A 24,670-nucleotide genomic window follows, 5' to 3' on the forward strand; every position below is an offset into this window, starting at 1 on the left:
CATTTTCGGAATTCTCTTGCAATTTTTTTCTTTGTGTGTTAAAATATCCAAGGAATATGAAAGATGGGATGAAAGAGTGGGGCGACCCGCTCTTTTGTTTGTATAGCGGGGTGAAGCACGATGGCCGGAAAAGGGAAAGAGGGCGGCGTTTCCGCCGCGGTCCGAAAGCTGGCGCTGCCCTACGCGCAGCAGCTGGGGCTTTCGGTCTGGGATGTGCGGTATGAAAAGGAAGGCGGCGCCTGGTACCTGAGGATTTTCATCGACAAGCCGGGCGGAGTCGGCATCGACGACTGCGAGGCAATGAGCCGCGCGGTGAACGGCCCTCTGGATGAACTGGACCCGATCCGGGAATCCTACTGCCTGGAGGTTTCGTCCCCCGGCATGAACCGGGAACTGCGGCGCGACGAGCATTTCGCGGCGTACCTCGGGTCCCGCGTGGCGGTCAGGCTGATCCGCCCCCTGCAGGACGGAACGAGGAATTTAACGGGGCTGCTTGCCGGTTATGAAGGCGGCGAGCTGAAAATAACGGCCGATTCCGGGGAAACGGTCGGTCTGCCCCTTCGGGACGCCGCGTGGGTGCGGCTTCTGGAGGAGGACGAATTGGAGGAGTATGAGGAAACATGAACAGCGAGATTTTTGACGCCCTGAACCTGCTGGAAAAAGAGCGCGGTATTTCGGTCGACTTTATGGTGGACCGCATCAAGAAGGCGATCGTCACCGCCTGCAAGAACAGCTACGGCAATGAGGACTGCGTGGTAAACGTCGACCAGGCCAAAGGCAATTTTGAGGTTTACCTGCGCAAGACCGTCGTTGAGGACATAACGGATAAGGGAAAAGAAATTACGCTGGAAAAGGCGAGGGGAATCGACCCGACGGCGGGACTGGGCGACAAGGTCGCCGTTCCGCTCGACACAAAGGATTTCGGGCGCATCGCCGCGCAGACGGCGCGGAATATCATCCGCCAGGGCATCCGGGACGGGGAGCGCGACCGCATGTTCCAGGAGTTTGAAAGCAAGCACCAGGAGCTGGTCAGCGCCGTGGTGGAGCAGGTCGACCCGCGCACCGGCGCCGCCACCCTGACCATCGGCAAGGCGGAGGCCGTGCTGCCGAAGTCGGAGCAGGTCGCGGGCGAGGTTCTGCGGGAAGGCGACCGCATCAAGGTGTACGTTGCCGACGTTAAGGAAACCGAGAAGGGCCCGCGTGCGATGATCAGCCGGATTCACCCGGACCTTGTCAAACGCCTGTTTGAAGCGGAGGTGCCGGAAATCTACGACGGCACGGTCGAGATCAAGGCCGTTTCGCGCGAGGCCGGGTCCCGCACGAAGATTGCCGTTTACAGCCACAACCCGGATGTCGACGCGGTCGGCTCCTGCATCGGCTCAAAGGGAATGCGCGTCAACCACATTGTGGCGGAGCTCGGCGGGGAAAAAATCGACATCGTCCAGTACAGCGACGACCCGAAGCAGTTCATCGCTTCCGCGCTGTCCCCGGCGAGCGTCGTGGACGTGGTCCCGGCGGCGGACGGCTCCCGCGCGTGCCGCGTCGCGGTTCCGGACGACCAGCTTTCGCTCGCCATCGGGAACAAGGGCCAGAACGCCCGCCTGGCGGCAAGGCTGACGGGCTGGAAAATCGACATTAAGCCGCAAAGCGGGTTCTATGAAGAACCGGCGGAAGAGCCCGCGGAAGAAGAACCCGCGGAAGAATAAAAGAACGATGCCGAAGGGGCGGATGGGCAATGCAGAAACGAAAAGTCCCGCTGCGCATGTGCGCGGGATGCGGGCAGATGAAACCGAAAAAGGAACTGATCCGGGTGGTGAAATCCCCCGAGGGGGAGATTTCGATGGACCTGACCGGCCGCAAGCCCGGGCGCGGCGCCTATGTCTGCAAAAGCATTGACTGTCTGAAGGCGGCGCGAAAGGCAAGACGGCTGGAAAAAGCCTTTTCGTGCCGGATCCCCGACGAGGTTTACGACCGTCTGGAGGAGGAACTGAGAGGGGATGGATAACAGGCTGCTTTCTTTGCTGGGAATTGCAAGACGGGCCGGGAAGCTCTGCCTGGGCAGCGACGCCGTACAGGAGACGGCGCTCAAGGGCGGATGCCCGCTGATCCTGTTTGCGTCGGATCTGTCCCCACGCACGGCGCGAACGGTTTTAGCGGCCGCGGCAAAGGGAAATGTGGAAACGGCGACGCTGCGTGAGAACATGGACGAAATCGGCTGCGCCATTGGAAAACGAACGGGGGTCATCGCGGTAAATGATAAGGGATTTGCAAAAAAGCTGCTCGCGCTGAACGCGGAAGATTGAGGAGGAATTCATACTATGATGATTAAATACAGGGTACACGAGGTGGCAAAGGACCTGGACGTCCCGAATAAGGACGTGATAGACGCTTTGCAGGAATACACCGGTGAAACAAAAAAACATATGACGGCTTTGACCGAGGACGAACTGGATCTCGTGTTTGAGTCCTTTACCCAGAAAAACAACACGAAAAGCCTGGACTCCTATTTCGCACAGGCCGGCCGCCACGAGCCGGTTGTGGAACCGGAACGGCCCGATGTGGCGGTTCGCACGCAGCCGGCGCAGAGCGCGCCGAAGCCGGCGTCCCCGTCGCCGTCGCCGTCGCCGGCGTCCGCGCCCCGTCCCGCCTCCTCCTCATCCGCTCCCCGCAGAAACGACGGAAAAAGGCCCGAAAACCGGGGGCCGTCTTCCGATCACCGCCAGCGCCAGGGTCAAAGGCCCGCGCAGCAGCAACAGCAGCGCCCCGGTCAGCAGCGTCCCGGCCAGCAGCAGCGTCCCGACCGGCAGCAGAACGCCGGGCAGAACCGCGGCGCCGCGCATCCGCAGCAGGGCCAGAGGCCGCAGCAGCAGCGCCGCCCCCAGCAAAACAGCATCCGGCTGGAAACCGGCGGAAATACCATTCAGCGCCCCACGGGCAGAATCGTGGATACGCATTCCACCCATGTGGAGCTGGATAAATACAACGAAAAGTACGACCGGCTCGCCTCCGAAAAGGTGAAGCCGAACGACAACGTGGTGAAAAAGCAGAAACTGACGCAGCGCAGCTCACAGTACCGCGGCAGGCCGCGCAACTCCCGCAAGGAGACCGAGTCGGAACGTCTGCGCCGCATCGCGATGGAGCGCAAGGCAAAGCCGATCACCGTGCAGATTCCGGAGCAGATCACGGTCGGCGAGCTTGCCACCCGCCTGAAAGCGACAGCGGCGGAAGTCATCAAGAAGCTGATGGGCATGGGCGTGTTCGCGGCGGTCAACGATGTGATCGACTTCGACACGGCGTCGCTTGCGGCGATCGAATTCCACGCCAAGGTGCAGAAGGAAGTCGTTGTCACCATTGAGGAGCGGATCATCGACGACAGCGAGGACAAAGACGACAATCTGGTGACGCGCGCCCCGGTGGTCGTGGTCATGGGCCACGTCGACCACGGCAAAACCTCCCTGCTTGACGCGATCCGTCACACCAGCGTGACGGAAACGGAGGCCGGCGGCATCACGCAGCACATCGGCGCCTATCAGGTCAAGGTCGGCGGGCGCGACGTCACGTTCCTCGACACCCCGGGCCACGAGGCGTTCACCACCATGCGCGCAAGGGGCGCCCAGGTGACGGACATCGCGGTTCTGGTCGTCGCGGCGGACGACGGCATCATGCCGCAGACGGTGGAGGCCATCAACCATGCGAAGGCCGCGAACGTTTCCATCATCGTCGCGATCAACAAAATGGATAAACCGGGCGCGAATCCTCAGGCGGTCATGGAAGGCCTGACGAAATACGAGCTGGTTCCGGAGGAATGGGGCGGCGATATTCCGTGCGTGCCGGTCTCCGCGGTGCAGAAAACCGGGATTAAAGAGCTTTTGGAAATGATCCTGCTGGTCGCGGATATGAAGGAACTGAAAGCCAACCCCGACCGCGCCGCAAGGGGAACCGTGGTGGAAGCCAGGCTCGACAAGGGCCGCGGCCCGGTGGCGACCATGCTGGTCCAGAACGGCACCCTGCGTCAGGGCGACATCCTTGTCGCGGGGACCACGGTGGGCCGCGTGCGCGCCATGACGGATGAAAACGGCCGGACGATCGAGTCCGCCGGACCAAGCGTCCCGGTGGAGATCACGGGCCTTGACGACGTGCCGACGGGCGGGGACATCTTCAACGCGGTTTCCGACGAACGGCTCGCAAGGGAGCTGGTCGAGCAGCGCCGCAGCGAACAGAAGGAAGAAAAATTCAACTCGCGCACCAAGGTGACGCTCGACAACCTGTTCGACCAGATGCAGCAGGGCGATATGAAGGAGCTTCACCTGATCGTCAAGGCGGACGTACAGGGTTCCGTCGAAGCGGTGTGCCAGTCGCTGGAAAAGCTGACCAACGAGGAAGTCCGCGTCAATGTGATCCACAGCGGCGTCGGCGCCATCAACGAGTCGGACGTCATGCTGGCGTCGGCCTCCAACGCGATCATCGTGGGCTTCAACGTCCGCCCCGATCCGGTGGCGGAAGAAAACGCGAAGCGCGACGGCGTGGATTTGAGGCTCTACCGCGTCATCTACGACTGCATCAACGAGATCGGCGACGCCATGAAGGGCATGCTCGCGCCGAAATTCCGCGAGGCCTCGCTCGGCAAGGCGGAGGTCCGCCAGGTCTACCGCATCAGCAGCGTCGGCACCATCGCCGGCTGCCACGTCACGACCGGCAAGATCCTCCGTACCGCGCAGATCCGGGTGGTTCGCGACGGGATTGTCCTGACCGAAGACAAGATCGCTTCTCTCAAGCGCTTCAAGGATGATGTGAAGGAAGTCGCCGAGGGCTACGACTGCGGCATCGGGCTGGAAAAATACAACGATATCAAGGAAGGCGACATTCTGGAAGCCTTCCAGATGGAAGAATACAAAGAATAGGCGAAACAGAGGCCCGCCGTGCAAGCGGCGGGTTTTTTACCAGGGAGGGACGTATTTATGGCCGGACACAAAATGGGACGTGTAACGGAGGATATCAAACGCGAGCTGACCGCGATTTTACGCGAGCTGAAGGATCCGCGGGTTCAGGGGCTGATCAGCATCGTCCGCGTCGATGTGACGAACGATCTGTCCTACTGCACGGTCTATATCAGCGCGATGGAGGGGATGGACCAGGCCAAAAAAGCGGTTGCGGGCCTGAAGTCCGCAGCCGGGTTCATCCGGCATGAGCTTGGCGGCCGCCTTTCCCTGCGCAAGATTCCGGAAATACTCTTTAAGCCCACGGATTCCATCGAGTACAGCGCGAATATTTCAAGGATCCTGAACGACCTGAAGGAGGACGAGCATGATCGGGGTTGAGGAAGCGGCCGCCCGCCTGCGAAAGGCGGAGCGGGTGCTGATTTTAAGCCATCAGTTCCCGGACGGCGACACCCTCGGCTGCGCCAGCGCGCTGTGCCGCGGGCTGCGGCGGATGGGCAAGCGCGCTGCGATTCGCTGCTCCGACCAAATCGGCCCGAAATACGACTTTTTGTTCCGGGGTTTGCCCGACGACGAGTTTGAGCCGGACCTTGTCGCGGCGGTGGATATCGCCGACGAAAAGCTGCTGGGCGAACCGCTCGAATCCGAATGGGGCGGAAAAATCGACCTGTGCATCGACCATCACCCCTCCAACACGCTTTACGCCGCCGAGACCTGCCTGAATCCGAAGGCGGCGGCGACCTGCGAGATCATTTTCGACCTTCTCCGGGAATTGAAGGCGGAGATTACCCCGGACATCGCCGCGCCGCTTTACACCGGCATCACGACGGACACCGGCTGCTTCAAGTATATCAACGTGACGCCGCGCACCTACCGTATCGCGGCCGATCTGGTGGAAACGGGCATCGACGCGCCGACGATCAACCGCGAGATGTTCGACACCAAAAGCCGCGCGAGGCTCGACATGGAGCGCAGGGTGCTCGATTCCATCGGGTACGACTGCGGCGGCAGGGTCGCGGTCATTGTCATCTCGCGGCAGATGGTGCGAGAATCCGGCGCGAGGGAGGACGACCTCGACGGCCTTGCGACCATCCCGCGCGGGATTGAGGGCGTGATTGTCGGCGTCACCCTCCGCGAGAAAGAGGACGGAGCCTGGAAGGTTTCGCTGCGCGCGCACGACCCCGCCAACGCCTCTGAAATCTGTGAAAAGTTCGGCGGCGGCGGGCATAAGGGAGCCGCCGGCTGCACGCTGAATCTGCCGCTTGCAGAAGCGAAGGAACAGATGCTCCGCGCGGTGCGGGAGTATCTGAAACCGCGGTTATGAACGGAATCCTGATTCTGGACAAGCCCGCCGGCTTTACCTCTTTCGACGCGGTCGCGGTGATGCGCGGGCTGACGCATGAAAAAAAGATCGGGCACACGGGCACGCTGGACCCGATGGCGACCGGCGTGCTGCCCCTGCTGCTCGGCTGCGCGACGCGCGCGAACGCTCTGCTGCCCGACACCGACAAGGAGTACGAGGCGGGTTTCCGGCTGGGAATTGCGACGGATACGCAGGACACGACCGGAAAAACGACCGCCGAAAGCGACCGGGGCGCGTCCCGCGAAGCGGTGGAGGCGGCGCTCGGGGCGTTCCGCGGCGAGATTCTGCAGGTGCCGCCGATGGTTTCGGCCATCAGTGTCGGCGGAAAACGCCTTTACGACCTTGCGGGGCAGGGAATCGAAGTGGAGCGCGAGCCGCGTCCGGTCACGATCCGTGAACTGGAGCTGCTGTCCTACGACGAGCCGTCGCGCAGCGGCACGCTGCGAATCGCCTGTTCCAAGGGAACCTATATCCGCACGCTCTGCGCGGATCTTGGGGAAGCGCTGCATACATACGGCGTGATGTCATCCCTCCGCCGGACGCGCGCGTCCGGTTTTACGCTGGCGGACAGCGTCACGCTGGACCGGGCAAAGGAACTGGCGGCCGGCGGACGGCTCGCCGAAAGGCTCTTGCCGGTGGAGTCGCTGTTTTCAGGGATGCCGGCGGTCTCCGTTTCACCGGCGCAGGCGGCCCGCTTTCAAAACGGCGGGGCGCTGGACCTCGAAAGAACGGCGCTGCGGCGCGCACTGCCGGCGGAGGACGCCGTTTTCCGCGTGCAGGGGCCGGACGGGGCCTTTCTCGGCCTGGGCCGGGCGTCGGCCGGCCAGCTGCGCGTGCTGCGCCTGTTTCGGCGCTGAATAAAGAGTTTCATTTTGGAGAAATATAAGCATGGATGTTTTTAGAACACTGATACCCTCCCGGGGGGAAAGCGCCGTGGCGCTGGGGAATTTCGACGGGCTGCACATCGGGCACCGGAAGGTGGTTTCCCTGGCCTGCGGCGGCGCGGCGGAAGGACTGCTGCCGACCGTGCTTACCTTCGCGGAAAATCCGCGGATGGATTTGGGCGGCGGCGCCGGGGGCCGGCTGCTTTCGCAGGAGGATAAAATCGCCCTGCTGAAGGAAATGGGCGTAAAGCAGCTGTATATTCTGGAATTCCACACGGTCAAGGATCTGACGGCGGAGGAATTCGTGGAGCAGGTTCTGGTCGGCTGCCTGAAGGCAAAAAAAGCCTGCTGCGGGTTTAACTTTACGTTTGGGCGCGGCGGCAGGGCCGACAGCGCGGCGCTTTCCTCCCTGTGCGGGGAGCGCGGCGTCGGCGTGTCGGTCGCGCAGGCCGTGCTGGTGGACGGAACGCCCGTCAGCTCCACGCGGATCCGCGGGCTGATCGAAAGCGGGCGCGTCGACGACGCGGCCCGGCTGCTGGGCCGCCCGTTCGGTTACCGGATGCCCGTCCGGCACGGAAGAAGGCTGGGGCATTCGCTCGGAACCCCGACCTTGAACCAGGAGCTGCCGGAGGGGTTTGTACGGCCGAAGTTCGGCGTTTACGCTTCTAGGGTTTCGGTCGGGGAGGAAAGCCATCTGGGCGTAACCAACGTGGGGGTCAGGCCGACGGTCGGCTCCGACCGGCCTCTTTCGGAAACCTGGATGCCGGAGTACCGGGGCGGCGAACTGTACGGAAGCTCCGTTCGCGTGGAGCTGCTCCGCTTTCTGCGCCCGGAACAGCGGTTTTCCACGCTGGAGGAGCTGCGGCGCGCCATAAAGCGCGACGGCGCACGGGCGGGGGAGTATTACCGCAGACCGCTGCATACGGCGGAGTGATTTTTTGATTTACAAATAAGTGACGCTGTGTTATAATAAAAAACCATGGAACCCCTTTCCCGGATCAGGGGAAACGCCCCGTGTGCGGGGATTTCACCGGCCCTGTTCTGAGAATGCGGGAAATTTATAAAAAGGTGGAACAGGAAATGCTGAAAGAAGAAAAGACCGAAATTATCAAGCAGTATGCGCTGCACGAGGGAGACACCGGCTCGCCGGAGGTTCAGATTGCGATTCTCACCAACAGAATCAACGCGCTGACCGAGCATCTGAAGGCCCACAAAAAGGATCACCATTCCCGCCGCGGACTTTTGAAAATGGTCGGCCAGAGAAGAAATATGCTCAATTACCTGATGAAGAGCGATATTACCCGGTATCGTGTCATCATTGAAAAATTGGGAATCCGCAAATAATTTAGAAATCCAGGGCAGGCGGTTCTTGTTACCGCCTGCCTTTAGGCTATTTATGAGATTTCTCCGGAAAGTGGCAAACACGGGAATTTAGCAGTGAAACGGACGCCCGGCGCGGTCGGCGGGGCGCCGGTTTTATTGCTAAATCAGCCGTACCCGCCCTCCGGAGCAGAAACGGAGGAGAATTCATTCATGTTTGAAAAATTCAAAGTGTACAAAACGGATTTTGCCGGCAGGCCGCTTGTGGTGGAAACCGGCAAGATGGCACAGCTTGCGAACGGCGAGTGCCTGGTGCGCTACGGCGAAACGGTGGTTCATGTGGCGGCCACGGCTTCCGCAAAGCCCCGCGACGGCGTGGACTTTTTCCCGCTTTCCGTCGATTTTGAGGAAAAGCTCTATTCCGTCGGCAGGATTCCGGGCTCTTACATCAAGCGCGAAGGCCGCCCGACCGACAAGGCGATTCTGACTTCCCGCGTGATCGACCGCCCGATCCGCCCGCTGTTCCCGAAGGACATGCGCAACGACGTTTCGGTCGTCTGCACCGTGATGAGCGTCGACCATGACTGCCAGCCGGAAATCGCCGCGATGGTCGGCACATCCATCGCCCTCAGCATTTCGGACATCCCGTGGAACGGCCCGATTTCCGGCGTTTCCGTCGGGTATGTGGACGGGGAGTTCGTCATCAACCCGAACAGCGAGCAGAGAAAGAGTTCCAAGATGGCCGTGACGGTCGCTTCGACCGCCGACCGCATTGCCATGATCGAGGCGGGCGCCGAGGAGATTCCGGACGACGTGATGTACAACGGGATTATGGCCGGGCACAAGGCGAACCAGGCGATCATCGAGTTTATCAATTCCATCAAGGCGGAAATCGGCAAGCCGAAATTCTCCTACCCCAGCAACGAACCGGACGAGGACATGCTCGAGGCGGTCAAGGACTTTGCGATCGACGACGTCCGCGCCGCGCTCGACACCGACGACAAGAACGTCCGCGACCAGCGGCTGCAGCCTGTCTATGAAAAGGTTCATGAAAGATTCGACCCGATCTACCCCGACCAGCAGGCGAAGATCGACGAGTGCATGTATAAGACGCAGAAATATGTGGTGCGACGCTGGCTTTTGGACGAGCAAAAGCGCGTCGACGGCCGTAAAATGGACGACATCCGCCCGCTTTCCGCGGAAGTCGGCCTTCTGCCCCGCGTTCACGGCTCCGGCATGTTTACCCGCGGCCAGACGCAGGTGCTCACCGTCGCTACGCTCGGCCCCATGAGCGACGAGCAGACGTTCGACAGCATCGACGAACAGGAAACGAAGCGTTATATCCACCAGTATAACATGCCGTCCTATTCCGTCGGCGAAACCAAGCCCAGCCGCGGTCCGGGCCGGCGCGAGATCGGCCACGGCGCCCTTGCCGAGCGCGCGCTGCTGCCGGTGATTCCGTCCGTCGACGAATTCCCGTATACCATGCGCCTTGTTTCGGAGGTCCTTTCGTCCAACGGCTCCACCTCGCAGGCATCCATCTGCGGCTCCACGCTGGCGCTGATGGACGCGGGCGTCCCGATCAAATCGCCGGTCGCGGGCATTTCCTGCGGACTGATTACCGAGGGCGACCGCTGGATGACCATGGTGGACATTCAGGGCGTTGAGGATTTCTTCGGCGACATGGACTTCAAGGTCGCCGGAACGCACGCGGGCATCACGGCGATCCAGATGGATTTGAAAATCAACGGCCTGACGCCGGACATGGTGAGAGAGGCTCTGTATAAGACCCATAAAGCCAGGGATTATATCATCGACGACGTGATGCTCAAAGCGATTCCGGAACCCCGCAAAGAGCTTTCCAAATACGCGCCGAAGATGCTTTCCATTTCGATTCCGCTCGAAAAGATCCGCGAGGTCATCGGTTCCGGCGGAAAGGTGATCCAGAAGATCTGCGCCGAATGCGACGTTAAGGTGGATGTGGAGGAAGACGGGCATGTGTATGTTTCCGGCATTGACCTCGACAACTGCAAGCGGGCGATCAGCATAATTGATACGATCGCGAACGACCCGGAGCCGGGTTCCATCTATAACGGAAAGGTAACCCGGCTGATGGATTTCGGCGCGTTTGTTGAAATCGCGCCCGGCAAGGAAGGCCTGGTGCATATCTCCCAGCTGGATGTCAAGCGGGTGGAAAAGGTGACGGACGTCGTCAATATCGGCGACGCGGTCATGGTCAAGGTGCTGAATATCGATGAAAAGGGAAGGCTGAATCTTTCCCGGCGCGACGCTTTGATCGAGGTGGAGGGTCTGGTTCCCGAAAATGATCCGGAGCCCCGCCCGTTCCGCAGGCCGGCCCCGCGGCGCGACGACCGCGGCCACTCCGGCTCGAAACCGAATTACGGAAAACCAAGGCAATAAAATTAAACGGATAAAAAGCGCAGTCAAAGGCTGCGCTTTTTATACTATTTCATGACAGTCATGCTTTTTTTATTCAGGTTCTTGAATTCCTTCAGCAGGATTTTGAGAATTTCCTCCTGGTTCATCGTCAGCCCGTCGATCTGTATCAGTTTTCGGTTTTCCAGCCCGAGAATGTAGTCGGCGGAAGCACCGTAAAGGATGGATAGTTTGACCAGAACTTCTAAGGATGGGGTTTTAATGTTATTTTCATAGCCACTGATCGTGGTTTTGGAAAGATTCAGGCGCTTTGCCACCTGAGTTTGGGTTAGATTTTTGCTTTCCCGCAGCTCGCGAAGACGATAGCCAAAATCAAAAATCATAATATCAGCTCCTTGACATGAGTTTACTCGATAATTGTACACTTTAAGAGAACAATTCAGTGTATCTATTAACCACAGAGTGAATTTTTGCTTAAATGTAATAAAAAATATTTTAGATTGATTGCGGGTTCCATATTGTGCAATGCCATTTTTGTAAAACCTGTTCAATCCAGTACAAAATTATGATATAATCGGAGCGAAAAGGAAGGGAGTGGAAAGCGGAGCCATGTCCTCTGTTACACAGGCAAAGCGGATCGTCGTTAAGGTTGGGACTTCCACGCTGACCTATGAAAACGGAAAGCTGAATCTGCGCAGGATTGAGCGCCTCTGCAAGGTTTTAAGCGACCTGCAGAACTCCGGAAGGGAAATGGTGCTGGTCACCAGCGGCGCGATCGGCGTCGGCGTCGGCAAACTCGGCCTGCGGGAACGCCCGCGGGAAACCGAAAAGCGGCAGGCGGTGGCGGCGGTCGGCCAGTGCGAGCTGATGTTCATCTATGATAAATTTTTCGGCGAGTATAACCGCACGGTCGCACAGGTCCTTTTGACCGGCGACGTGATAGCGAGCGAAAACACGCGCAAAAACACAGAAAATACATTTCAGGAACTGATCGGGATGGACATTATCCCGGTGGTCAATGAAAACGATACCGTGGTTGTGGATGAGCTGGTGGGAAACCAGATCGGCGACAACGACACGCTGTCGGCGATCGTGGCCCGGCTGATCGGAGCGGACCTTTTGATTCTTCTGACCGACATCGACGGGCTTTATGACGACAACCCGTCGGTAAATCCGAACGCAAGCCGAATTCCGGTTGTGCCGCAGGTGACGGACGAGATCCGCGCCTTGGCGGGCGGGGCGGGTTCCAGGCGCGGAACCGGCGGAATGCGCACCAAGGTGGACGCCGCCGATTTCGTCAATCAGGCGGGGATTCCCTGCTGCATTATGAGCGGCGCTTACCCCGAAAAGCTGTACGACCTGTTTGAGGGAGCGCAAATTGGGACAGTTTTCGGAAGAAAAAACGGTTAGAATAAAGGAAAGATCACAGAGCGCCGTCAGGCGCGAAGGAGAAGACAATGACTGCTTTGCAGGAAATGGGAAGAAGGGCGAAAGCCGCCGCCCGCGAGCTTGCCGCCGCCGGGGAGCTGAGGCAAAAGGCGCTTTTCGCCATGGCCGGGGCTGTGGAGGATTCCAAGCAGGAGATTCTTTCCGCCAACCGGCTGGATCTTGATCAGGCGGAGCGGGACGGGATGAGCGCGCCGCTGATGGACCGGCTGGCCCTGTCGCCGGACCGGGTCCGGGGCATGGCGGACGGCATTCGCTCGGTCGCGGCGCAGGCCGACCCGGTCGGGCAGGTGGTGTCAGGCTTTCTTCGCCCGAACGGGCTGAAAATCGAAAAGGTACGCGTCCCGATCGGCGTGATCGGCATGATTTACGAAGCCCGCCCGAATGTGACGGCGGACGCGGCGGCGCTTTGCCTGAAGGCCGGCAACGCGGTCATCCTCCGCGGCGGAAAAGAAGCCTTGCGCTCCAATGAAGCAATCGCCGGCGCAATGCGCGGCGCGCTGGAAGCCTGCGGCCTGAATCCCGACTGTGTTCAGCTGGTGGGCGACACCTCCCGCGCCTCCGCGGTGGAAATGATGCGGCTCACCGGGTATCTCGACGTTCTGATTCCGCGCGGCGGGCAGGGGCTGATCCGTTCGGTTGTGGAAAACTCGCGCGTCCCCGTCATCCAGACGGGCGCCGGGAACTGCCATGTGTACGTGGATAATTCCGCGGACGTCGGCATGGCGGCGGAGATTATCTTCAACGCCAAAACTTCCCGGCCCTCCGTCTGCAACGCGATCGAAACTATTCTGGTTCACCGGGAGATTGCACAGCGGGCGCTTCCGGCCATTCAAAAGAGGCTGGACGAAAAGCATGTGGAGCTGCGCGGGTGCGAACGAACCAGGGCGATTCTGGGAGACGGCGTCGTTCCCGCGACGGAGGACGACTGGGCCGCCGAGTATCTGGATTACATCCTCGCCGTTCGGGTGGTCGACAGTATGGACGAGGCGATCCGCCATATCGCCCGCTATTCGACCGGACACAGCGAGGTCATTGTGACCGACAGCTACGAAAACGCCAGACGGTTTACCGCAGCCGTGGATGCGGCCGCGGTTTACGTCAACGCTTCCACGCGGTTTACCGACGGGGGCGAGTTCGGGCTTGGGGCGGAGATCGGAATCTCCACCCAGAAGCTGCACGCCCGCGGCCCCATGGGCGCTTTTGAGCTGACTTCCTATAAATTTATTGTGACCGGCAGCGGGCAGATTCGTTAGAAAGAGGGTGGAATCCCATGGAAAAAAATAAGAAAGAGCAAGGTCCGGAATCCTACTCCGCGGATTACCGCTCATCCTTTGCGGGCGGAGAAAAAAAGGCTCCGCCGCCAAAGAAAAGCCGCCGGCCTCCTTCCGCGCACGGCACCGTGCCGGAACCCTCCCCCGCGCGGCGCGCCAGACTGGAAAACGACACGGAAATCGATGATTTTCTGCCGGAGAACGACACCATCGACGACGAACGGCTGCTGACCAAATGGGACGACGGCATGGGCGCGCAGACACCGGAAAAACCGAGGCCGAAACGGAGCGGCCGCAACCGTTACGGAATCTTTGTCGGATCGCTGGTTCTGATTCTGGCGCTGGTCGGCGTCGGATTTCTTGCGACGGAGATCGGAACCAAAATCCATTCCGCTTTGACGGACGACAGCAAGCTGCGCGCGTACGACCAGTTCCTGACGGTAGCCGTCGCGCAGGACCCGCAGCCGTTTTCCTCGCCGGAGGAGGCGGACCCGGATTTCGTGCTGAACGCTTCCCTGTGGCAGTGCATGACCAGCGACAGCGCGTCGGGCTACACCGATTACGACGACGCGGGCAGAACGCTTGTCCCGCTCGGCGATGTGGCGGACGCCTGCCACCAGCTGTTCGGGCCAAACTGCCAGCTGCAGCCGAAGAATCCCACGGAAGAAACCTTCTATGAATATGATTCCCAGAACGCGCAGTTCCATGTGGCCCTGTATTCGCTTGACAGCACTTATACCCCATATACCGAAGAGGCGAGGAAAAAGGACGACATGGTGCTTCTTCGGGTTGGGTACGTCGCGCCCAGCGACGAAACCCGGGCGCAGTCGTCGGGCCCGGCCTCTTCCAATGTGACGCCGAAACCCGTAAAACACATGGAATACGACCTGAAGATGGACCCAACGACGCAGCAGCAGTATATTTACGCGGTCAAGGCGCTGCCGGAGACATGAAAAAACCGGGCGGGGCTTCCCGTTTAGGCCCGTCGGCCCGGGGATCCCTGCCCGGGGAGTGATGCGCAGCGGTTATGTTGCAAGATACATCAGAGCGAAAATCAGTGCCGTATCCGCCTTTTCTTCCAGCAGAATCAGAAGAAGAACCCAGATCAGCGTGCGCTCGTTGTCTTTCAGAAGCGAGTCCAGCAGACCGGAGGCCAGGTGATCCGCCGGCTCCTCGGGGCCGGGCGGCGGCTGGGAGGGCGGCGGAACCGGACGGTCCTGTTCGCCCGCGGAAGGCCGTTCCTCATAAGGACGCGGCTGCGGCTCGGAAGGGCGGTTCCCGGCCGGACCGGGGGCCTCGAAGGGCGAAAGGTGCGCCCTTGCCTGCATTTCCCTTGCGCGGCGGACGGCATCCTCCTGAAGGCTCTGAAAGCTATATGAATCTCCGTTTCGGTTTCCTGGCATGGTTCACCTCATAAAAGCCCGCTGCCCCGGATGAGAGGAAGCATTCGGACAATCTGCATCAGCCGAATCGCCTCATCCAGTTTCTTTCTTTTATCCTCGTTTAAAAAGGGCCGCAGCGACCGCAAAAGCCGCGTGCTGTCGTCTTCCTGCCGGAATTTGGAGATCATGGGCGCAAGCTTCATGATCATCCGCATGGAATCCTGGTCCAGGCCGTCGGGCGTCCGGTTGTCCTGCACGGCGGGAAGCGGCGCCCCGCCCGACGGGGAAGAGGGCGGAGGCCCCGTCCCCCCGCCCAGCATACCCGCCAGATTCTTGATTTTCTCCATGCTTTCCGGGTTCTTTAAAATGTCATTCAGCATGGAGGAGAGGTCTTCCATTTATTTTCCTCCCTTGAATTGGCGGATCAGGTCCTGCGCCTCCCGGGAACTCAGAATTTTTTCACAGGCTTCTTTATCCGACAGAAGAGATTTTACCCGTTCCTGGTCCTGCGGACCCAGCTTGCTCATCAGGGTTTCCAAAAGCTGATTGTTGCCCGAATTGTTTTGCATAACATCACCCCGCAATATCTTTATGCGATGCCCGATTAATATATGCCCGTCCCGGCAGGGCGGTTCAGGAGGTCTTTTCATGCGAATTCTGGTTGTATCCGACACCCACAGGGACTCCTTTTCCCTTCGGGCGGCGATTCTGAAGCAGCCAAGGGCGGAGGTTGTCATTCACCTTGGGGACGGAGAGGAGGAGGCCGCCGACGCAAAGGACAGCTTTCGCGACCGGATGTTTCTGATGGTGCGCGGAAACTGCGACTGGGGCAGCACGCTGCCCGACGAAGGGTTTACCGCGCTTGGCGGAAAAAATATTTTCTATACCCATGGTTATACTTACAATGTAAAGTACGGCATTTACAATGTTGTTTCCGCGGCGCGCGGCCGAAAGGCGGATATTCTTCTGTTCGGCCACACGCACACGGCGCTGACCGAGTACCGGGACGGATTGTATATCATGAACCCGGGCTCTCTCTGCGGCAGCGCGGGGACCTATGGAATTCTGGACATTACCCCCGCGGGGATCGTGACCAATATTCTGAAGGTCTGACGGCTGCTCTGTAACAGAATATGCCGAATCAGAACGGAAAGGAACAAGGGATATGAGTGAATATGAAAGATGGCTGAAAAACGCGCTGGATGATCCGGACCTGACGGAGGAGCTGAAATCGATCCGCGACAAGCCGGAAGAAATCAACGACCGGTTTTACCGCGACCTGGAATTCGGCACCGGAGGCCTGCGCGGGGTGATTGGCGCGGGAACCAACCGCATGAACATCTATACGGTGCGCAAGGCGACGCAGGGGCTTGCGAATTACCTGAAAAAGCACTCGGAGCATCCCAGCGCGGCGATTGCCTATGACAGCAGGATCAAATCCGACCTGTTCGCGCGGGAAGCCGCGGCCGTGCTTGCCGCGAACGGAGTGACCGCGCATCTCTATCCGCAGCTTTCCCCGACCCCGACTCTTTCGTGGGCGGTTCGCACTCTTCACTGTGACGCGGGCATCTGCGTGACGGCGAGCCACAATCCCGCAAAATACAACGGATATAAGGTTTACGGCGACGACGGCTGCCAGATTGCCCTCAAAATGGCGGACGACGTGCTTGCCGAAATCGAAAAGCTCGACGTGTTCGGCGACGTAAAGCGCATGGATTATGACAAGGCGCAGAGCGAGGGCATGATCCGCCCGATTCCGGACGAGGTGACCGACCGGTTCCTCGACGAAGTGATGAAGCAGCGCGTCTTTCAGGAGCCCTGCGGCGGCCTGAAGGTTGTCTACACGCCGCTCAACGGCACCGGGCGCGTCTGCGTCACGCGTATTTTGAAAATGATCGGCGTGGGCGAAGTGACGGTTGTTCCGGAACAGGAGTTCCCCGACGGAAACTTTACCACCTGCCCGTTTCCGAATCCCGAAATCCGGGAGGCTCTGCAAAAAGGGCTGGAGCTGAGCGGGAAAGTGCGGCCCGACCTGCTGCTGGCAACCGACCCGGACTGCGACCGGTGCGGAATCGCGGTGAATCAGAACGGAAAATTCGTCCTGATGTCAGGCAACGAGGTCGGCGTCCTTCTGCTGGACTTCATCGCGCGCAGCCGGAAGGATCAGGGGACGATGCCGGAGCGTCCCGTCGCGGTGACGACCATCGTCAGCACGGATATGGCGGCGCCCGTTGCGGAAAAATACGGAATTGAGCTGCGGCGCGTTCTGACGGGCTTTAAGTACATCGGCGACCAGATTGCGCTTCTGGAACAGGACGGCGGCGCGGACCGCTACCTGTTCGGGTTTGAAGAAAGCTACGGCTACCTGTCCGGCGGCTATGTCCGCGACAAGGATGCGGTCGACGCGGGCATGCTGATCTGCCAAATGGCCCAGTATTACAAAAAGCGGGGCAAAACGCTGGTTGACGCGATGGAGGAGCTGTATCAAGCCTACGGCTACTTTGAAAACGCGCTGATGAATTTCGGCTTTGAGGGCGAGGACGGAATGATTCAAATGGGAAAGATCATGGACACCCTGCGAAAAAGAGCGCCCGCCGAAATCGCCGGCTGCAAAGTATCCGGCTGGAGCGACTACGAGGCGTCCGTGACGAGCGGCGGCGGGAAAATTGACCTGCCGAAGTCCAATGTCCTGGAATACCGGCTGGAAAACGGGGGCAAGGTCATCATCCGGCCCAGCGGGACCGAGCCGAAAATCAAGGCGTACCTTTCCGCGCGGGGAAAAACGAAAGAGGAATCCCTTGCGTTGATTGAAAAATTGCGCGGCGCGGTCCCGGCCCTGATGAAATAAAAAATCAGTCAGGAAATAATTGACAGAAACGGATTTATAGGGTAAACTAAAATTGCATATACAGAGCCCGAAAATGTTCGAAAACGGCGCGGTGCATTTGCAGTTCTCCAATACGGCAGGTCTGTATATCCAAAAAGGCTGTTGCAAAATGATCATTTTGCACAGCCTCTTGTTTCGTCATCAGCCGTCCGTTTTTTGGCCTGACCGGAAAGGACCGCTCTGCCATGCAAAGACCGAAACTGAAATTGCGTTACGGCCTTTTGGACAAATTGCTACAGTTCTTCTCCTTCCTTGCCGTAATCGGGCTGATTGCCCTGACGGTTTCCGCGTTGCCCGTTCTTCCCGCAACGATTCCGACCCATTTCGGCGCGAACGGAAATCCTGACGGCTGGGGCGGCAAAGGCTCGCTGAAGCTTTGGGGCGGAAGCGAATTTTTGACCGGTTGACAAACAGACGGAAAAAAGTGATAATAATAAGGACAGGCTTACCGGCGCTTTCGGCCCTGGCAGACCTTATTGTTATGAAAAGGCGGATTAAAATATGAAAAAAATATGGATTCTTGCGGCCGCGGCCGCTTTTATGATGACGGCAACGGCATGCGGAGCCGGCGATGTGGGCGGAGCTTCCTCAGGAGCTTCGTCGTCCCAGGCGTCCTCCTCCAGCAGCGGGCCCACCGTCGCGCAGTCGAGCGTTGAGGACAGCCTGAAGGGACTGGAGAAGTATCTGACCGGGAACGGGGTTCTTTCCGGCGACGCGGCTGAAATGCGCGCGGACGTCATCGGGGCGAAAGCCGGGGGAAGATATCAGTTTTCCTATAACGGGAAAAATAATGTTACCGTTGAGCTTTATGAATTCGACCCCAGCGGCCTGAACGGAGCCGCAAAACAGGTGCTGGACAGCGTGAAGTCGAGCGGGCAGTTTACCCTGATGGGGCAGAAAATTACCGCCGTCCTTTCGGACAGCGGCAAATACCTGATGATCTACCAGGACACGGTCGCAAAGGATGAGAACAAGGCTTATGCAGACAAGGTGACAAAGCTGTTTAAGGAATTTAAAAATTCATAACGGCAAGCAGAAAAAAGGGAACCGCGGCGCCGCCGCGGTTCCCTTTTTCTTATTTTGAGGCTCAGTCTTCAAATCTGCCGCAGCACTTTTTGTATTTCTTACCGCTGCCGCAGGGGCACGGGTCGTTGCGCCCCGGCTTCTTGCCTTTATGCATGGGCGTGTGGGACTGCCCGGCGGTGTCCGCCCCGGCGGCGCCGGTCGGCTTCGCGACCTGTTCGCGCTTCGGTTCCTCCTGCGTGCGAATCTGTACCGTCAGCATCATGCGCGCGGTATCCTCGCGGATGGTGGCGATCATATTGTCGAACATGTCGAAGCCCTCGAGACGGTACTCGACGACGGGATCCTTCTGGCCGTACGCGCGCAGCCGGATTCCCTTCTGGAGCTCCTCCATCGCATCGATGTGGTCCATCCACTGGGTGTCGACGTTTTTCAGCAGCACCACGCGTTCCAGCTCGCGCATGATTTTGCCACCGAACTGTTCCTCGCGCTTTTCATAGATTTCGTGCGCTTTCTCAATCAGATCGTGCGCCACGTCCTCCGGTTCCAGCCGGACCTTTTCCTCATCGGTGTAAACAAGGTCTTCCGGCCCGAGCAGCCAGCCCATGTAGCGGTCGCGCAAGCCGTTCAGATTGCGGTTTTCCGGCTCCGCGTCCTTCGGCATAAAGCGGGTGACCTGGTCCTCGATCGCCTGGTCGATCATTTTCAGAACCTGCTCTTTCAGGTTTTCTCCGTTTAAGACCTGATCGCGCTGACTGTAAATAATTTCACGCTGACGGTTCATGACGTCGTCGAATTGAAGAACGTTCTTGCGGATTCCGAAGTTGCGTCCCTCAATTTTGCGCTGGGCGCTTTCGATGGTGTTCGTCAGCATCTTATTTTCAATCGGAGTGTCCTCGTCCACCTTGAGGCGTTCCATCATCGCGTTGATTCGGTCCCCGCCGAACAGGCGCATCAGGTCGTCCTCCAGCGAGATATAAAACCGGCTCATGCCCGGGTCGCCCTGACGGCCGGAGCGGCCGCGCAGCTGATTGTCGATGCGGCGCGATTCATGGCGTTCCGTGCCGATGATGTAAAGGCCGCCGGCATTCTTGACTTCTTCGGCCTCTTCTTTCGTCTGTTCCTTGTATTTTTCAGAAAGCTGACGGAACGTTTCGCGCGCGTTCAGGACTTCTTCGTCGTCGGTTTCGGAGTGCGCGTCCGCCTCGCTGATGAGCTCTTCCGAAATACCCTGTTTGCGCATCTCGGCTTTTGCCATGTACTCCGGGTTGCCGCCCAGAACGATATCCGTGCCTCGGCCGGCCATGTTGGTCGCGATGGTCACGACGCCCTTGCGCCCGGCCTGCGCGACGATCTCGGCTTCCTTTTCATGGAACTTGGCGTTCAGAACCTCGTGCTTGATGCCCGTCTTGTGCAGCAGATGGCTCAGCTCTTCCGACTTTTCAATCGAAATCGTGCCGACCAGAACCGGCTGCCCTGTTTTGTGGTGTTCCGCGATGTCTTCGATGACCGCGTTGAATTTCGCTTTCTCCGTCTTATAGACCACGTCCGGCAGGTCCTTTCGGACCATCGGCTTGTTGGTCGGGATCTCGACCACGTCCAGCTTATAGATTTCGCTGAACTCGTCCTGCTCGGTCATGGCGGTTCCGGTCATGCCGGAAAGCTTGTCGTACATGCGGAAATAATTCTGGAACGTGATGGTCGCGAGCGTCTTGCTTTCGTGCGCGACCTTGACGCCCTCCTTGGCCTCGATGGCCTGGTGCAGGCCTTCGTTGTAGCGGCGGCCGTACATCAGGCGGCCGGTGAACTCGTCGACGATGATGACCTCGCCGTCCTTGACGACGTAATCGATGTCCTTGCGCATGACGCCGCGCGCCTTGACGGCCTGGTTGACATAATGCTGGATGGAAATATTGTCGGCGTCGGTCAGGTTGTCGATTTTAAAGAAAGCCTCCGCTTTTTTCACGCCGGACTGGGTCAGCGTGGCGGTCTTGGCCTTTTCATCCACAATGTAGTCCGCGTCCTGATAAAGCTCGTCGTTGTCTTCCTTTTCGTTTAATTCGGCAACCCGGACGCAGCTCAGCGATCTGGCAAAATGATCCGCGACGGTATACATCTCGGTAGACTTGTCCCCCTGGCCGGAGATGATCAGCGGCGTTCTCGCCTCGTCGATCAGGATGGAGTCGACCTCGTCGACGATGGAGAAATTGTGCCCGCGCTGTACCTTTTCCTCTTTGTAAATCACCATGTTGTCGCGCAGGTAGTCGAACCCGAACTCATTGTTCGTGCCGTAGGTGATATCAGCGTTATATGCCTGCTTGCGGGCCTGATTGTCCAGATCGTGCACGATCAGCCCGACGGAAAGACCAAGATAGCGGTAAATCTTGCCCATCCACTCCGAGTCGCGGCGCGCCAGGTAATCGTTGACCGTGACAATGTGGACTCCCTTTCCGGAAAGCGCGTTCAGGTAAGCGGCCAGCGTCGCCACCAGCGTTTTTCCTTCGCCTGTTTTCATTTCCGCGATTCTGCCCTGGTGCAGCACGATGCCGCCCAGAACCTGCACGGGAAAATGCCGCATACCCAGAACACGGTCCGCCGCTTCCCGGCAGACCGCAAATGCGTCGGGCAGAATCTCGTCGAGGGTTTCGCCCGCCGCGAGACGTTCCTTTAACGCGGGGGTCTGCGCCTTGAGTTCTTCGTCCGAAAGCGCCCTGTATTTTTCTTCAAGATCAAGCACCTGGTTGCACAGGGGCTGAATCCTTTTCAGTTCCCTTTTGGAATAGTTGCCGAAAAATACGGTTAAAACATTCTTCATCCAATTCACCTCAAAAGTATTGGCCGCCGCAAAAGCCGAAACCGGCTGATTTTTGTTATTCCTGTCTATTATAGCATAGCGGCGGCGAAAAGGGAAGCGGATTTAAGCGGCAAATAGGCTTGAAAGAGAAAGAAGCGGGAAGGCGGGGCGCGCGGCTCCCCCTGCCTTTCCGCAATTCAGGCCGACGGGCTTTTCCGGGCCGCCGGCGACGGCTTTCGCGGCTTTTGGAATTTTTTTCGAACCGTGCCGACGACCAGAATCAGCACCGGAAGAAGAACCTGAAACGGGAGGGCTACAATTGGATAAATGGTGATAAAGCGAAAGACCTCCGACGTGTTTGATTCAATCAGGCCCGAAAGAGTCAGGAGCAGCAGACTGACCGGCGCGACAAACGGCTCGCTGTCCCGGTACCCGAACAGCCGGATAACTCCTTCGCAGGAAGAGAAAGCAAGAACCGCGAATTTGATAAACCCGGCCAGCAGCAGATTGATGCCGATCAGCACCTCGATCCTTGTGAAAAATTCGCCCAGCTGAATCACACTGACGCATTCGTAGGAAGGAAATGTGGCGACGGAGCTGTAATATCCGAGGACAAGGATGTTGCGGACGACCGCCGCGAACAGAAAGCCGAACCCCAGTAAAACCCCTTTTACCATGGTGGGGAAAACCTTTTCAATCCGCCCCGAGACCCCGAACATGGGCAGGCAGGCCACAAGCTCGCCGTAGGGAAGGGTAAAAGCGGACATGAGCCCTTTCAGGAAATCGGACTGCTTTGATTGAAGGATCGGCCTCAGATTGCTGAAATCCATATCTCTGAACGAAAGCAGAAGCGTCAGGATAATCGTAAAGTATAAAAAGGGCAGTACGAACTTGCCGAGCCGGGTCAGCACATAGAGACGGTTGCTCAGCGTATAAACGGTAACGGCGACAATGGCCGTCGAAATGCCGACCAGCGGCGTTTGCGTCATATTCACAAGATGCACGAATTCGGAAAAAGTCCTGAGAACCTGCCCGCCCAAAAGGAGAAGATAAAAAAGGTAAAGAGCGCAGATTGTCAGACCGACCGGTCTGCCCATCGCCCGCAGCACGTTGCGGTAAAAATTTTGCCCGGGGTAGAGCCGAAGAATTCCCGCATAGACCCACGCGAGCGGAATCATCAGAGCCACGGCGATCAAAATCACAATCCAGGTATCCTGCTTCGCGCTGGTATAGCCGCTCGAAATCACCGAGCTGCCCATCAGAAACAGCGCGATCGTGCTCTGCATTTGCTTTTCTGAGATATCCGTTTTGTTCATGGCACATTCCTCATCATGAAGTTTGTTTCCTGCGATGCTCAAAAGGCTTTAGTTTTCCTGCGGCCTGGGCGGAGGCGATTCTTCGTTTTTCACATCCGGACTTTTTCCATGCTTTTGCGGCTTTGAAAACTTTTTCCGCACGACCCCTACGATCAGGACGAGAACCGGAAGGAACACCTGAAACGGCAGGGTATAAACGGACATATATTCCATCCAGCGGAACATTTCCAGGGTATTGCCGACCAAAAGACCCGAGAGGGTCAGAAAAAGCAGCGCACACGGCGAGACCAGCGGCTCGTAGTCCTGAAGGCCCAGTGTTTCGCTCAATGCGTCGCAGGCGGAGAACAAAAGAACGCAGCATTTGAAAAAGCCCGCGAGCAGAAGATTGATGCCGATCAAAACTTCGATCCGTGTAAAGAAATCCCCAAGCTGCACCAGACTGACGGATTCGAAAGACGGAAACTGATAGACGGAAACGGAATAGCCCAAAGTCAGAAAGTTGCGCAGGTTTGCCGAAATCAGAATCACAAATCCCAGAATGACTTCCTTTAGCATAGTGGGAAATATTTTTTCCTCACGGCTCAGCGCCCCGAACATGGGGGCGCAGACCAGGATTTCTCCGTACGGCACCGCCAGAGCGGAAAGGACTCCCTGAAAAAGGTCGGACGGTTTCGAATTCAGAATCGGCATGAGATTGCTCAGCTCCATATTCTGGTAGGAAAGAATAATAGTAATGGCGACGGTGATATACAGAAACGGAAGCATGAATTTGCTGATTCTTGCCAGAACATAAAGCCGGTTGCTGAGCATATAGACCAGAACGGCGACAATGACCGTGCTGATCGCGACGATCGGCGTCGACGTCATACCGGCAACATGGATAAACTCGGAAAAAATCCGCATCACTAGGGCGCCGAGATGAAACGTATAAAGAGTAAAAATCAGGCAGACCACGGTTCCGGCGGGCCGGCCCATCGCGCGCAGGATGTTTTGGTAGTAATTTCTGCCGGGGTACAGATTCAGAATCCGCGTGTGCACCCACATCAGGGGGATCGACAGGATCACCGCGATAATGATACAGATCCAGGTGTCCTGTTTCGCGGGGGAAGAACCGCTTTTTACAAGAGAGCTTCCGATCAGAAACATCGCGACGGTCGCTTCCATCTGTTTTGCCGAAACATCTGTTCTTTGCATGGCTTTCCCTTCGATTCAATGGATTTGATTCATAGTCCCTTTCCGGGTACAGGCTCAGAATTGGCCGAATGGGCCCAAAGAAGCGGTATTGTTAAAACCCCAGCAGTCGGAATACAAATCCAGGCTTCCCGCCTCGCGCCGGTGCAGCCGCGGTGGACGGAGCGCTTCCGGCCAGAAACAGCGCGGCGGCGCCCGACGTCCGTTTTCCGGCGATATCCGTTTTGCTCACAGCGCAGTCCTCATTTTACAAAGTTGGATAGAAATTTCATTAAAACAGACGAGATGCTGGGGATTTGAACGCCTGACGCAATCAAAATATTCAGAATCAGCACAGCCGCAAAGATAGGAATCTGAAGGACGTAATAGCAGAATTCCTTTTGAAGATAGGTTCTGCGCAGGGTGAGAAAAGCCAGGACCAGGAATAGGGGCAGAAAGACCATCAGATACGCCATG

The 24,670-nt window shown here is 58.2% G+C and carries 27 protein-coding genes; 18 read left to right on the forward strand and 9 right to left on the reverse strand.

Annotation, left to right across the window (positions count from 1 at the left end; translation table 11 throughout):
* Positions 1–120: 120 nt before the first annotated feature.
* The 11 genes from CAFE_RS14370 to CAFE_RS14420 all read left to right on the forward strand — a co-directional run bounded on the left by CAFE_RS14370 (position 121) and on the right by CAFE_RS14420 (position 10,925).
* A complete protein-coding gene (locus CAFE_RS14370; RefSeq protein ID WP_066647015.1) occupies positions 121–624 on the forward strand; it encodes a ribosome maturation factor RimP in 504 nt (167 codons plus the stop codon).
* Positions 621–1,706, forward strand: a complete 1,086-nt coding sequence (nusA, locus tag CAFE_RS14375) for a transcription termination factor NusA (protein ID WP_156991011.1) — start codon at positions 621–623, stop codon at positions 1,704–1,706. The genes CAFE_RS14370 and nusA overlap by 4 nt, the downstream gene beginning before the upstream one ends.
* 29 nt (positions 1,707–1,735) lie before the next feature.
* Positions 1,736–2,005 carry an RNase P modulator RnpM gene (rnpM, locus tag CAFE_RS14380; RefSeq protein WP_066647011.1) on the forward strand — a complete coding sequence of 90 codons (270 nt, stop codon included), beginning with the start codon at positions 1,736–1,738 and terminating at the stop codon, positions 2,003–2,005.
* Positions 1,998–2,303, forward strand: coding sequence for a L7Ae/L30e/S12e/Gadd45 family ribosomal protein (locus CAFE_RS14385; protein WP_066647009.1), 306 nt, complete (start codon positions 1,998–2,000; stop codon positions 2,301–2,303). The genes rnpM and CAFE_RS14385 overlap by 8 nt, the downstream gene beginning before the upstream one ends.
* 15 nt (positions 2,304–2,318) lie before the next feature.
* Positions 2,319–4,901: a translation initiation factor IF-2 gene (gene infB / locus CAFE_RS14390; RefSeq protein ID WP_066647007.1), complete on the forward strand. Its 2,583-nt coding sequence runs from the start codon at positions 2,319–2,321 to the stop codon at positions 4,899–4,901.
* Between the two features lie 57 nt (positions 4,902–4,958).
* The gene (rbfA, locus tag CAFE_RS14395) at positions 4,959–5,318 is read left to right on the forward strand and encodes a 30S ribosome-binding factor RbfA (protein WP_066647005.1); all 360 of its coding nucleotides are present in this window, start codon (positions 4,959–4,961) and stop codon (positions 5,316–5,318) included.
* Positions 5,305–6,261 (forward strand): DHH family phosphoesterase, encoded by a 957-nt coding sequence (locus tag CAFE_RS14400; RefSeq protein WP_156991012.1) that lies wholly within the window; start codon positions 5,305–5,307, stop codon positions 6,259–6,261. Before rbfA ends, CAFE_RS14400 begins: the two co-directional genes overlap by 14 nt.
* Positions 6,258–7,157 carry a tRNA pseudouridine(55) synthase TruB gene (truB, locus tag CAFE_RS14405; protein WP_156991013.1) on the forward strand — a complete coding sequence of 300 codons (900 nt, stop codon included), beginning with the start codon at positions 6,258–6,260 and terminating at the stop codon, positions 7,155–7,157. Before CAFE_RS14400 ends, truB begins: the two co-directional genes overlap by 4 nt.
* Before the next feature lie 31 nt (positions 7,158–7,188).
* The gene (ribF, locus tag CAFE_RS14410; RefSeq protein ID WP_139104112.1) at positions 7,189–8,118 is read left to right on the forward strand and encodes a riboflavin biosynthesis protein RibF; all 930 of its coding nucleotides are present in this window, start codon (positions 7,189–7,191) and stop codon (positions 8,116–8,118) included.
* Positions 8,119–8,264: 146 nt separating this feature from the next.
* Complete coding sequence (gene rpsO, locus CAFE_RS14415; protein ID WP_066647119.1) at positions 8,265–8,528, forward strand: 30S ribosomal protein S15; 264 nt, start codon at positions 8,265–8,267, stop codon at positions 8,526–8,528.
* Positions 8,529–8,717: 189 nt separating this feature from the next.
* Positions 8,718–10,925 (forward strand): polyribonucleotide nucleotidyltransferase, encoded by a 2,208-nt coding sequence (locus CAFE_RS14420; RefSeq protein ID WP_083210154.1) that lies wholly within the window; start codon positions 8,718–8,720, stop codon positions 10,923–10,925.
* 44 nt (positions 10,926–10,969) lie between these two features.
* On the opposite strand, the gene CAFE_RS14425 is transcribed toward CAFE_RS14420, so the two are convergent.
* Positions 10,970–11,284, reverse strand: coding sequence for a helix-turn-helix domain-containing protein (locus CAFE_RS14425; RefSeq protein ID WP_066646992.1), 315 nt, complete (start codon positions 11,282–11,284; stop codon positions 10,970–10,972).
* A gap of 226 nt (positions 11,285–11,510) precedes the next feature.
* Between CAFE_RS14425 and proB the strand changes: the two genes are divergently transcribed.
* The 3 genes from proB to CAFE_RS14440 are packed head-to-tail and all read left to right on the forward strand — an operon-like array spanning position 11,511 to position 14,574.
* On the forward strand, positions 11,511–12,311 hold the full coding sequence (proB, locus tag CAFE_RS14430; protein WP_066646990.1) for a glutamate 5-kinase: 801 nt from the start codon (positions 11,511–11,513) through the stop codon (positions 12,309–12,311).
* Positions 12,312–12,358: 47 nt separating this feature from the next.
* Positions 12,359–13,603, forward strand: a complete 1,245-nt coding sequence (locus tag CAFE_RS14435) for a glutamate-5-semialdehyde dehydrogenase (protein WP_066646988.1) — start codon at positions 12,359–12,361, stop codon at positions 13,601–13,603.
* Positions 13,604–13,620: 17 nt separating this feature from the next.
* The gene (locus CAFE_RS14440) at positions 13,621–14,574 is read left to right on the forward strand and encodes a hypothetical protein (RefSeq protein ID WP_066646984.1); all 954 of its coding nucleotides are present in this window, start codon (positions 13,621–13,623) and stop codon (positions 14,572–14,574) included.
* A 72-nt stretch (positions 14,575–14,646) separates the two neighbouring features.
* On the opposite strand, the gene CAFE_RS14445 is transcribed toward CAFE_RS14440, so the two are convergent.
* From CAFE_RS14445 to CAFE_RS14455, 3 genes are read right to left on the reverse strand one after another with little or no spacing between them, the layout of a single operon-like run.
* Entirely contained in the window at positions 14,647–15,024 is a 378-nt protein-coding gene (locus CAFE_RS14445) for a hypothetical protein (RefSeq protein ID WP_066646981.1), read from the reverse strand.
* An 8-nt stretch (positions 15,025–15,032) separates the two neighbouring features.
* A complete protein-coding gene (locus CAFE_RS14450; protein WP_066646977.1) occupies positions 15,033–15,401 on the reverse strand; it encodes a hypothetical protein in 369 nt (122 codons plus the stop codon).
* Positions 15,402–15,572, reverse strand: coding sequence for a hypothetical protein (locus CAFE_RS14455; RefSeq protein WP_156991014.1), 171 nt, complete (start codon positions 15,570–15,572; stop codon positions 15,402–15,404).
* A gap of 79 nt (positions 15,573–15,651) precedes the next feature.
* Here CAFE_RS14455 and CAFE_RS14460 point away from each other — a divergent pair, with 79 nt between their 5' ends.
* From CAFE_RS14460 to CAFE_RS14475, 4 genes are all read left to right on the forward strand, one after another.
* Positions 15,652–16,116, forward strand: coding sequence for a metallophosphoesterase family protein (locus tag CAFE_RS14460; RefSeq protein ID WP_066646974.1), 465 nt, complete (start codon positions 15,652–15,654; stop codon positions 16,114–16,116).
* 52 nt (positions 16,117–16,168) lie between these two features.
* The gene (locus CAFE_RS14465) at positions 16,169–17,851 is read left to right on the forward strand and encodes a phospho-sugar mutase (RefSeq protein ID WP_066646971.1); all 1,683 of its coding nucleotides are present in this window, start codon (positions 16,169–16,171) and stop codon (positions 17,849–17,851) included.
* A gap of 224 nt (positions 17,852–18,075) precedes the next feature.
* Positions 18,076–18,297 (forward strand): DUF1648 domain-containing protein, encoded by a 222-nt coding sequence (locus tag CAFE_RS14470; RefSeq protein WP_066646955.1) that lies wholly within the window; start codon positions 18,076–18,078, stop codon positions 18,295–18,297.
* A gap of 94 nt (positions 18,298–18,391) precedes the next feature.
* Complete coding sequence (locus CAFE_RS14475; RefSeq protein WP_156991015.1) at positions 18,392–18,916, forward strand: hypothetical protein; 525 nt, start codon at positions 18,392–18,394, stop codon at positions 18,914–18,916.
* 61 nt (positions 18,917–18,977) lie between these two features.
* On the opposite strand, the gene secA is transcribed toward CAFE_RS14475, so the two are convergent.
* The 5 genes from secA to CAFE_RS14500 all read right to left on the reverse strand — a co-directional run bounded on the left by secA (position 18,978) and on the right by CAFE_RS14500 (position 24,669).
* Entirely contained in the window at positions 18,978–21,728 is a 2,751-nt protein-coding gene (gene secA, locus CAFE_RS14480; RefSeq protein WP_066646947.1) for a preprotein translocase subunit SecA, read from the reverse strand.
* Between the two features lie 176 nt (positions 21,729–21,904).
* Positions 21,905–23,023, reverse strand: coding sequence for a GerAB/ArcD/ProY family transporter (locus CAFE_RS14485; protein WP_139104111.1), 1,119 nt, complete (start codon positions 23,021–23,023; stop codon positions 21,905–21,907).
* A 48-nt stretch (positions 23,024–23,071) separates the two neighbouring features.
* Positions 23,072–24,217 (reverse strand): GerAB/ArcD/ProY family transporter, encoded by a 1,146-nt coding sequence (locus CAFE_RS14490; RefSeq protein ID WP_156991016.1) that lies wholly within the window; start codon positions 24,215–24,217, stop codon positions 23,072–23,074.
* A 91-nt stretch (positions 24,218–24,308) separates the two neighbouring features.
* Positions 24,309–24,446: a hypothetical protein gene (locus CAFE_RS14495; protein ID WP_156991017.1), complete on the reverse strand. Its 138-nt coding sequence runs from the start codon at positions 24,444–24,446 to the stop codon at positions 24,309–24,311.
* A 10-nt stretch (positions 24,447–24,456) separates the two neighbouring features.
* A complete protein-coding gene (locus CAFE_RS14500; RefSeq protein WP_156991018.1) occupies positions 24,457–24,669 on the reverse strand; it encodes a hypothetical protein in 213 nt (70 codons plus the stop codon).
* Position 24,670 lies beyond the last annotated feature (1 nt).

Origin of the sequence: Caproicibacter fermentans (assembly GCF_009746625.1) — a bacterium.
Lineage (GTDB): Bacteria > Bacillota > Clostridia > Oscillospirales > Acutalibacteraceae > Caproicibacter > Caproicibacter fermentans.